This is a genomic window from Pseudomonas sp. P1_F1_2, from assembly GCF_056405815.1.
In genome coordinates this window covers 1-8,845 of record NZ_JBFUBK010000166.1, presented here as the reverse complement: position 1 = coordinate 8,845, position 8,845 = coordinate 1, and the positions used below count along the sequence as shown (strand labels likewise).

Genomic DNA, 8,845 nt, shown 5'->3' with positions numbered 1-8,845 from the left:
GCGCAGCGGTGAAATCGTCGGCATCGCCGGTGTCGCGGGTAATGGTCAGGATGAATTGCTGGCCCTGCTCAGCGGCGAAGAACGACTGAGCCACAACGACGGATCGACGATCAGTTTCGGCGGGCAACCCGTCGCCCACCTGCGGCCTGATGCACGGCGTAAGCTCGGCCTCGCCTTCGTTCCGGCTGAACGCCTGGGTCACGGCGCGGTACCGGATTTGAGCCTGGCGGACAACGCGCTGCTCACAGCGTTTCAACAAGGGCTGGTCAGTCACGGATTGATTCAGCGCGCAAAGGTTGAAGCATTGGCCGAAGAAATCATCAAGCGCTTTGGCGTAAAAACCCCCGATACCCAAACGCCAGCCCGCAGCCTCTCCGGTGGCAACTTGCAGAAATTCATCCTCGGCCGGGAGATCCTCCAGCAACCCAAACTGCTGATCGCCGCACACCCGACCTGGGGCGTGGACGTCGGCGCCGCCGCGACCATTCACCGCGCGCTGATTGCCTTGCGCGATGCCGGCGCAGCGATTCTGGTGATCTCCGAAGACCTCGACGAATTGTTCCAGATCAGCGACCGCCTCGGCGCGTTGTGCAGCGGGCGGCTATCGCCGCTCAAAGCCACTGTCGACACGCGCCTGATTGACGTCGGCGCCTGGATGGCCGGCCAGTTCGATGCCAATCAATCACCTGAACCCGCAACGGTTTAACGGCTTAACTGTTTATCGGAGCTTTCCATGCTGCTTTCTCTCGAACCCCGTGGCCAGCAATCGCGCCTGATGCTTTGGTGCTCACCGTTGTTGGCGGCGGTGCTGACGCTGGGTTGTGGCTCATTGCTGTTTGTCGCGCTGGGCCACGATCCGCTGCTCACCTTGCACACGTTGTTGATTGCGCCGATCAGCGATGGATACGGCGTATCGGAACTCCTGGTCAAAGCGCTGCCGATTCTGCTGTGCGCATTGGGTCTGGCCGTGGCGTATCAGGCACGCATCTGGAACATCGGCGCAGAAGGTCAATTACTGCTCGGCGCATTGGCCGGCAGTACCTTGGCGGTGAACATCATTGACCTGCAAAGTCGCTGGGCACTGGTGCTGATTTTGCTCGTCGGCACCGTGGCCGGTGCAGCCTGGGCCGGGCTGACCGCCTGGTTGCGCACGCGCTTCAACGCCAACGAAATCCTCACCAGCATCATGCTCAATTACATCGCCCTGAACCTGCTGCTGTTTTGTGTGCATGGGCCGTTGAAAGACCCGGAGGGGTTCAATTTTCCGCAGTCAGCGATGTTCGGGGACTTCAGCCGTTTGCCCTTGCTGACCGAAGACGGCCGGGTTCACGCCGGGGTGTATTTCGCCTTGCTGGCGTTGGTCGCGGTCTGGGTGTTGTTGCAGAAAAGCTTTGTCGGTTTTCAGATCAAAGTGTTGGGGCTGGACAAGCGCGCGGCGGGGTTCGTCGGGTTTCGCGAGAAACGGCTGATCTGGCTGGTGCTGCTGATCAGCGGCGGTTTGGCGGGGTTGGCCGGCGTGTGTGAAGTGACCGGGCCGATCGGCCAATTGGTGCCGCAGGTCTCACCCGGCTATGGCTATGCGGCGATCACCGTGGCATTTCTCGGGCGGCTGAATCCTGTCGGCATTGTGTTTTCGAGCCTGTTGATGGCGTTGCTGTACATCGGTGGCGAGAGCGCGCAAATGAGCATGAACCTGCCACAAGCCATCACCCAACTGTTCCAGGGAATGATGCTGTTTTTCCTGCTGGCCAGCGATGTGCTGATTCTCTATCGGCCACGTTTGAACCTGCGCTGGGCCCGCCGCGCACCCGCCACCGCCGTACACGCAGGAGCGCTGTGATGGATATAGATCTGCTGAGCAATATTTTCTACGCCATGGTCCGTTGTGGCACACCGTTGCTGTTGGTGGCGCTGGGTGAATTGATTTGCGAGAAAAGCGGCGTCCTCAACCTCGGCCAGGAAGGCATGATGCTGTTTGGCGCGGTGATCGGTTTTATCGTTGCGCTGAACAGCGGCAACCTCTGGCTTGGTGTGCTGTTGGCGATGTTCGCAGGGATGCTGCTGTCGTCGTTGTTTGCGTTAGTCGCGCTGGTGTTCAACGCCAATCAGGTAGCCACTGGCCTGGCGCTGACGATTTTCGGCGTGGGCCTGTCGACGTTTGTCGGCGCGGCGTGGGTCGGTAAACCGTTGAGCGGTTTTGAACCGGTGGCGATTCCCTATCTGAGTGAAATCCCGCTGATCGGGCGAATGCTGTTTGCACAGGATCTGCTGGTGTATTTGTCGTTCGCGCTGTTTGCGTTGGTGGCCTGGGTGATTTTGAAAAGCCGCGTCGGGCTGATCATTCAGGCGGTCGGGGAAAGCCCGGATGCAGCGAGTGCCATGGGCTTGCCGGTGTTGGCGGTGCGCACGCTGGCGGTGTTGTTTGGCGGCGCGATGGCCGGGTTGGCTGGGGCGTATCTGTCCCTGGCATACACGCCGATGTGGGCGGAGAACATGAGCGCCGGACGCGGCTGGATTGCATTGGCGCTGGTGGTGTTCGCCAGTTGGCGGGTGTGGCGCTTGCTGCTGGGGGCGTATCTGTTCGGCCTCGCCAGCATCCTGCACCTGGTGGCGCAGGGATTGGGGCTGGCGATACCCTCGAGCCTGCTGGCGATGCTGCCGTATGTCGCGACGATTGTGGTGTTGGTGCTGCTCTCGCGAGATGCGGTGCGTACGCGATTGTATGCGCCGGTTTCGTTAGGCCAGCCGTGGCAGGCCGGGCATTAGCGGCTAGCCGGGCGAGCCCCATCGCGAGCAAGCTCGGCTCCTACAGGTTTGGCGCTGGGCCTGTAGGAGCATGGCTTGCCAGCGATGACTGCCGAACAGGCAACACCTGAACCACGCCCCAGGCCAACTCAAAGATCAGGAAAACCACCAGCAAAGAACTGGCCCCATGCAGCAAGGCATAGAGCTGCCAAGCCGAAAACAGGAATCGACCGACCGCGTCATACCGGCCATAAATCTGCTGCGGATCACGAATCCGCAGCACTGCCCACACGCACACAATCGACCCCAACAGGTTCGCCATCAGCATGTGCATCGGTTCAAACGCAGGCAGTTCACCGGGCAAATCCAACGCCTGACTCACACTCGTCAACACTCCATGCAACGCCGCAAAACTCCACGGCGTGGCAAACGCCGCCGTCACGATCAAGTCATACCAGGCACTGCCTTGCACCACCCGGCGATATTGCGCTGAAGTCCACATCGGCATTGCTCCATAAATTCGGGGAGCAACAAGGCTAAAGCCTGGAGTATGCTCCAGGGTCAAGCCCTCTCGAGACGCCAACATGCGCATCGGTGAATTAGCCCAGGCCAGCGCCGTCAGCCGCGACACGCTGCGCTTCTACGAGCAGCGCGGACTGATCGCGGCGCAACGCAGCGCCAATGGTTATCGCGACTACCCCGCGGACATGGTGCAACTGGTGCAGTACATCAAAACCGCTCAACGACTGGGGTTTACCCTCGGCGAAATCGGCAACAGCGTCGCGGCCATCTGGCAATCACCTGATCCAGACAGTGCCGTCACGCAATTGCTGCAAGACAAACTCAAACTGATCGAAGCCCGGATGGATGAACTCGGCGCGTTGCGTCACGAGTTGCAACAACGGCTCGGGCAACGCTGTCCACTGAATCCATGATCCTCATTTTTCAAGGAAGCCACTCATGTCCAAGGCAAAAACCGCCCTTATCATCGGCGCCTCCCGGGGCCTGGGCCTCGGTCTGGTGAAAACCCTGCTGGCCGACGGCTGGCAAGTGATCGCCACCGTGCGTAATCCACAGAATGCTGAAGCGTTGCAGGCGTTGGGCGACGTGCGCATCGAGAAACTCGACATGGACGATCAGCCCGCGGTGATCGCCCTCAGCGAACAACTCAAAGGCGAGGTGTTCGATCTGTTGTTTGTAAATGCCGGGGTCAAGGGCCCGGACGTGCAAACACCCGGTGGTGCCACGTTGGCCGAAGTCGGCCAGTTGTTTTTTACCAACGCCGTGGCACCGATCAATCTGGCCCAGCGTTTCGTCGGACAGATTCGTCCAGACAGCGGCGTGCTGGCGTTCATGAGTTCGGTACTGGGCAGCGTGACCATGCCCGACGCGCCTGAACTGGCGTTGTACAAGGCCAGCAAAGCAGCGTTGAACTCCATGACCAACAGCTTTGTGACGCAACTGGGCGAGCAAAAACTCACCGTGCTGTCGCTGCACCCAGGCTGGGTGAAAACCGACATGGGCGGTGAAGGCGCGGACATCGATGTCGACACCAGCACCCGTGGTCTGGTTGATCAGGTCAATGCCTATACCGGCAAGGGCGGGCATCATTTTGTGAATTACCGGGGTGAAACCATTCCCTGGTAAACAACTCCGCCGACTGTAGGAGCCGGGCTTGCCCGCGATCGCATCAACCAGGTTTCGCTGACAGACCGCGGCGCCTGCATCGCGGGCAAGCCCGGCTCCTACAGGGATTTGTGTTGTCTGGTCGGGCCGGGCTTGCCCGGAACAGCATTTTGTCCGAAACTGCGCCCCTCGCCCCCGCGGCGACCCTGGATCAGCAGACAGGGTAATCACTGAGCTGGCTAACCTGAACCCCACTTTCAGAGGAGCCGGCCAACATGCCTGCGACCCGTACCTGGTTAAAAAACCCCCTCTCCATTTTTACTGCCAATGGCCTCGATGCCCGTGGTGGCCTGGTAGTGCAAGACGGTTTGATCGTCGAAGTGCTCGGCCTGGGACAGCAACCCTCCACGCCTTGCCATGAAGTCTTCGATGCCCGCGAGCATGTGATCCTTCCGGGGCTGATCAACACCCATCACCATTTCTATCAAACCCTGACCCGTGCCTGGGCGCCGGTGGTCAACCAGCCGTTGTTCCCGTGGCTGAAAACCCTGTACCCGGTCTGGGCCCGTCTTACCCCGGAAAAACTCGCCCTCGCCACCAAAGTCGCGCTGGCCGAGTTGCTGCTGTCGGGCTGCACCACTGCTGCCGATCACCATTACCTGTTTCCCGAAGGCCTTGAAAACGCGATCGACGTGCAAGTCGAAAGCGTCCGTGAACTGGGCATGCGCGCCATGCTCACACGCGGTTCCATGAGCCTCGGCGAAAAGGACGGCGGCCTGCCCCCACAGCAAACCGTGCAGGAAGGCGAAGTGATTCTCGCCGACAGCCAGCGCTTGATCGCCGAATACCATGAACGCGGCGACGGTGCGCAAATCCAGATCGCGTTGGCGCCGTGCTCGCCGTTCTCGGTGACACCGGAGATCATGTCGGCCAGCGCCGAGCTGGCGAACAAGCTCGACGTGCGCCTGCACACGCACCTGGCCGAAACCCTCGACGAAGAAGACTTCTGCCTGCAACGCTTCGGCCTGCGCACCGTGGATTATCTGGACAGCGTCGGCTGGCTCGGCCCGCGTACGTGGCTGGCGCACGGTATCCACTTCAACCCGGACGAGATCGCCCGCCTCGGCACCGCCGGCACCGGTATTTGCCATTGCCCGAGTTCGAACATGCGCCTCGCTTCCGGCATCTGCCCGACGCTGGATCTCACGGCCGCCGGCGCGTTGCTCGGTCTGGGGGTAGACGGCTCGGCGTCCAACGATGCGTCGAACATGATGCTCGAAACCCGCCAGGCGCTGTACATCCAGCGCCTGCGTTATGGCGCCGAGAAGATCACGCCGGAGTTGGTGCTCGGTTGGGCCACCAAGGGTTCGGCGAGTTTGCTGGGACGCACCGATATCGGCGAACTGGCGGTCGGCAAGCAGGCGGACCTGGCGCTGTTCAAACTCGACGAACTGCGCTTCTCCGGCAGCCATGATCCGGTGTCGGCGTTGCTGCTGTGTGGCGCGGATCGCGCGGACCGGGTAATGGTGGGCGGCAAGTGGCGCGTGATTGACGGGCAGGTCGAAGGCCTGGACCTGAAGGGCCTGATTGCCGATCACAGTCAGGCTGCCCGACAGTTGATCGCCGGCGTCTGATAGGACGCCATCGCGGGCAAGCCTTGCTCCTACAGGATTTGCATCGTTCTTGAGAGCGACGCTGTACCTGTAGGAGCATGGCTTGCCCGCGATGCTTTTAAAGGCCCAACAGCGACAACATGATGAACGTCGCAAACAGCACAAAGTGGGTCATGCCTTCGATGGCGTTGGTTTCGCCATCGTTAAGGTTGATCGCGCTGACGATCAGGGTGATGAAAATCATCACCGTCTGCACCGGCGTCATCGCCATCTGGAACGGTTGGCCAGTGTAAAGCGCCATCGCTTCCATCACCGGCACCGTCAGGATGACCGTCGACAAGGACGCGCCCATCGCGATGTTGACCACCGACTGCATGCGATTGGCCAATGCCGCGCGCAATGCCGTCAGAATCTCCGGCGCAGCCGAAATGGCCGCCACCAGAATCGCAGTTATCACCGGCGGCGCCCCCGTTCCTTGCAAGCCCAGATCCAGGGTTTTGGACATCACTTCGGCCAACGCACCGATCACCACCACGCCAAACACCAACGTGCCGATACTCAGCGCCAGATTGACCGGTTCCGGTTCTTCTTCCGGGACTTTCCGGCGGCGTTTTTCCGGGTAGCTGTAGCTGAAAAAGTAGCTGTGCGGACCAACCTGCATCCGCAGGAACAATGCGTAGAGCACAACCATCGCGCCGATGGTGAAGGCCGAATAGAGTTTCCAGTTGGCCTCGGGAATGAACTCCGGCACCACCATCGATACGCCCATGGCGGTCAGAATCATCACGCTGTAGCTGCGTGCCGAGTCATCGTTGTAGGACTGCTCGCCATGCTTGAGACCGCCCATCAACGCCGCCAGGCCGAGGATGCCGTTGATGTCGAGCATCACGGCCGAGTAAATCGTGTCGCGCACCAACGTCTTTGAGGCTTCGTTGCTCATCATGATCGCCAGGATCACCACTTCCACCAGCACCGCCGCCAGCGTCAGGATCATCGTGCCGTAGGGATCGCCGACTTTTTCCGCCAGCAACTCAGCGTGACGGGCGACGCGCATGGAGGCGGCGACGATGAACGCAATCAACACCAGTCCAGCGGCCAGCGCAGCGGGTTGGCCACTGTGGAGCATCCAGTGCTCGAGCGGGTACGCAACAACGGCAGCGAGGACGGCCAGCAGCAGAAAGGTTTCTTGCCTGAGAAGTCTGAGCATCGCGATACCTTTTTGCGCAGTGGCGCGAAATCAGTGCGGTGAGCTACTGACTGCGGTGCGGCGCTAACGTTTCGTTAGACCTTAGCGCACCAGTGGATGGCAACCCTGTCTGGCCATGCACTTTTATTGGCCGCACCGACCTCATCGCGGGCAAGCCCGCTCCCACAGGATTTGCGCAGGTCATGTAGGAGCCGGGCTTGCCCGCGATGGCCGTTACGCGATCTCGTGATGTTTGTTGTCCTGTTGGTCAGCAATTTGYATTGCCCCTGCCAACCTCACAACAACATGGAGTTCGAATTCATGCATAACCGTCCGCTGAAGAAGCTGCTTTGCGCCGTCGCCGCCGCCATCGGTCTGAGCGCCAGCCTGATCGCCAGTGCCGCCGTCCCGCTGAAAGTCGGTTTCGTCTACATCGGTCCAATCGGTGACCACGGCTGGACGTATCAGCATGAACAGGGACGCAAAGTGCTCGCCGAAAAATTCGGCGACCAGATCACCACCAACTACGTGGAGAACGTCGCCGAAGGCGCTGACGCCGAGCGGGTAATCCGCAACATGGCCAAGGACAACTACGACCTGATCTTCACCACGTCTTTCGGCTACATGAACCCGACCCTGAAAGTTGCCAGGCAGTTTCCCAAGGTGACCTTCGAACACGCCACCGGCTACAAGCAGGACAAGAACCTAGGCACCTACCTGGCCCGCACTTACGAGGGCCGCTACGTCGGCGGTTTCCTCGCGGCGAAGATGACCAAGACCAAGAAGATCGGCTATGTCGCCTCATTCCCCATCCCGGAAGTGATCCGCGACATCAACGCCATTCAACTGGCCCTGAACAAGTACAACCCCGGCACCGAGATCAAAGTGGTGTGGGTCAACTCGTGGTTCGATCCAGGCAAGGAAGCCGACGCCGCCAACGCGCTGATCGACCAGGGCGTGGACGTGGTGTTCCAGCACACCGACAGCCCGGCACCGATCCAGGCGGCCGAACGTCGTGGTGTGTACGCCGTCGGCTACGCTTCGGACATGGCGCACTTCGGCCCGAAAGCCGTGCTGACCTCCATCGTCAACGACTGGGGCCCGCACTACGTTCAAGCGACCCAAAGCGTGCTCGACCACGACTGGAAATCGCAGGATTACTGGGGCGGCTTGAAGGAAGGCACGGTTGAACTGCCGATCAGCGACCTGGTGCCTGCGGCGGTGAAAACCGAAGCCGAGCAGATCATTGCCGACATCAAGAGTGGCGCGTTGCAGCCGTTTACCGGGCCGATCAAGGACCAGGCCGGCACGGAGAAAATCCCGGCAGGCGTCAGTGCGACCACTGCGCAACTGGCGTCGATGAACTACTACGTCGAAGGCATGAAGGCCGATATTCCGAAGTAGCGCCCCCAACCCAACACTGTACTTGTGGGAGATTCTATGTTGCAGGGGAACCCTGCAGCCTTAAATTTGGCTGGTATTCGCTCTGGTTTTTCATGAGAGCGAATGCCACCCGGCATAGCTTGCGGGCGAGGATCACCAGGGCTTGGGTTTTTGCCAAGCCTCTGACGAGATAGGACTCATAGTACGGTTTCCAGGTGGCAGACCGACAAGCCGCCATCGCCGCGTTGTGAGCCAGGCGCCGCAGCTCCGTATCGCCTTTTTTGGACAGGTG

Annotated in this window: 9 protein-coding genes and 1 pseudogene; 7 read left to right on the top strand and 3 right to left on the bottom strand. The window is 60.5% G+C overall.

The features are described 5' to 3' along the window. The 3 genes from AC1D2P_RS29585 to AC1D2P_RS29575 form a co-directional block, all read left to right on the top strand. Positions 1–706, top strand: a 706-nt coding sequence (locus tag AC1D2P_RS29585) for an ATP-binding cassette domain-containing protein (protein ID WP_477811730.1), incomplete at its 5' end; no start/stop codon positions are given. 27 nt (positions 707–733) lie between these two features. Then, positions 734–1,840 (top strand): ABC transporter permease, encoded by a 1,107-nt coding sequence (locus tag AC1D2P_RS29580; protein WP_223523424.1) that lies wholly within the window; start codon positions 734–736, stop codon positions 1,838–1,840. Then, positions 1,840–2,766: an ABC transporter permease gene (locus tag AC1D2P_RS29575; protein WP_477758587.1), complete on the top strand. Its 927-nt coding sequence runs from the start codon at positions 1,840–1,842 to the stop codon at positions 2,764–2,766. Before AC1D2P_RS29580 ends, AC1D2P_RS29575 begins: the two co-directional genes overlap by 1 nt. Positions 2,767–2,806: 40 nt before the next feature. Here AC1D2P_RS29575 and AC1D2P_RS29570 read toward each other — a convergent pair whose 3' ends face one another. Further along, positions 2,807–3,247 carry a hypothetical protein gene (locus tag AC1D2P_RS29570; protein ID WP_109785519.1) on the bottom strand — a complete coding sequence of 147 codons (441 nt, stop codon included), beginning with the start codon at positions 3,245–3,247 and terminating at the stop codon, positions 2,807–2,809. Between the two features lie 82 nt (positions 3,248–3,329). Here AC1D2P_RS29570 and AC1D2P_RS29565 point away from each other — a divergent pair, with 82 nt between their 5' ends. The 3 genes from AC1D2P_RS29565 to AC1D2P_RS29555 all read left to right on the top strand — a co-directional run bounded on the left by AC1D2P_RS29565 (position 3,330) and on the right by AC1D2P_RS29555 (position 6,005). Beyond that, on the top strand, positions 3,330–3,680 hold the full coding sequence (locus AC1D2P_RS29565) for a MerR family transcriptional regulator (protein ID WP_077432433.1): 351 nt from the start codon (positions 3,330–3,332) through the stop codon (positions 3,678–3,680). Between the two features lie 25 nt (positions 3,681–3,705). Continuing rightward, positions 3,706–4,392, top strand: coding sequence for an SDR family oxidoreductase (locus AC1D2P_RS29560; protein WP_477758586.1), 687 nt, complete (start codon positions 3,706–3,708; stop codon positions 4,390–4,392). Positions 4,393–4,646: 254 nt separating this feature from the next. After that, positions 4,647–6,005, top strand: coding sequence for an 8-oxoguanine deaminase (locus tag AC1D2P_RS29555; RefSeq protein ID WP_077432432.1), 1,359 nt, complete (start codon positions 4,647–4,649; stop codon positions 6,003–6,005). 97 nt (positions 6,006–6,102) lie between these two features. On the opposite strand, the gene AC1D2P_RS29550 is transcribed toward AC1D2P_RS29555, so the two are convergent. After that, positions 6,103–7,191, bottom strand: coding sequence for a calcium:cation antiporter (locus AC1D2P_RS29550; protein WP_077432431.1), 1,089 nt, complete (start codon positions 7,189–7,191; stop codon positions 6,103–6,105). Between the two features lie 300 nt (positions 7,192–7,491). Here AC1D2P_RS29550 and AC1D2P_RS29545 point away from each other — a divergent pair, with 300 nt between their 5' ends. After that, a complete protein-coding gene (locus AC1D2P_RS29545; RefSeq protein ID WP_077432445.1) occupies positions 7,492–8,574 on the top strand; it encodes a BMP family ABC transporter substrate-binding protein in 1,083 nt (360 codons plus the stop codon). 34 nt (positions 8,575–8,608) lie between these two features. Here the strand turns inward: AC1D2P_RS29545 and AC1D2P_RS29540 are convergent. After that, positions 8,609–8,845, bottom strand: a pseudogene (locus AC1D2P_RS29540) (IS110 family transposase); the annotation flags it as partial.

Bases quoted from the DNA above. Each gene is read 5' to 3' on its own strand.
- AC1D2P_RS29580 (WP_223523424.1), top strand. From the start codon at position 734: ATGCTGCTTTCTCTCGAACCCCGTGGCCAGCAATCGCGCCTGATGCTT.
- AC1D2P_RS29575 (WP_477758587.1), top strand. From the start codon at position 1,840: ATGGATATAGATCTGCTGAGCAATATTTTCTACGCCATGGTCCGTTGT.
- AC1D2P_RS29570 (WP_109785519.1), bottom strand. From the start codon at position 3,247: ATGTGGACTTCAGCGCAATATCGCCGGGTGGTGCAAGGCAGTGCCTGG.
- AC1D2P_RS29565 (WP_077432433.1), top strand. From the start codon at position 3,330: ATGCGCATCGGTGAATTAGCCCAGGCCAGCGCCGTCAGCCGCGACACG.
- AC1D2P_RS29560 (WP_477758586.1), top strand. From the start codon at position 3,706: ATGTCCAAGGCAAAAACCGCCCTTATCATCGGCGCCTCCCGGGGCCTG.
- AC1D2P_RS29555 (WP_077432432.1), top strand. From the start codon at position 4,647: ATGCCTGCGACCCGTACCTGGTTAAAAAACCCCCTCTCCATTTTTACT.
- AC1D2P_RS29550 (WP_077432431.1), bottom strand. From the start codon at position 7,191: ATGCTCAGACTTCTCAGGCAAGAAACCTTTCTGCTGCTGGCCGTCCTC.
- AC1D2P_RS29545 (WP_077432445.1), top strand. From the start codon at position 7,492: ATGCATAACCGTCCGCTGAAGAAGCTGCTTTGCGCCGTCGCCGCCGCC.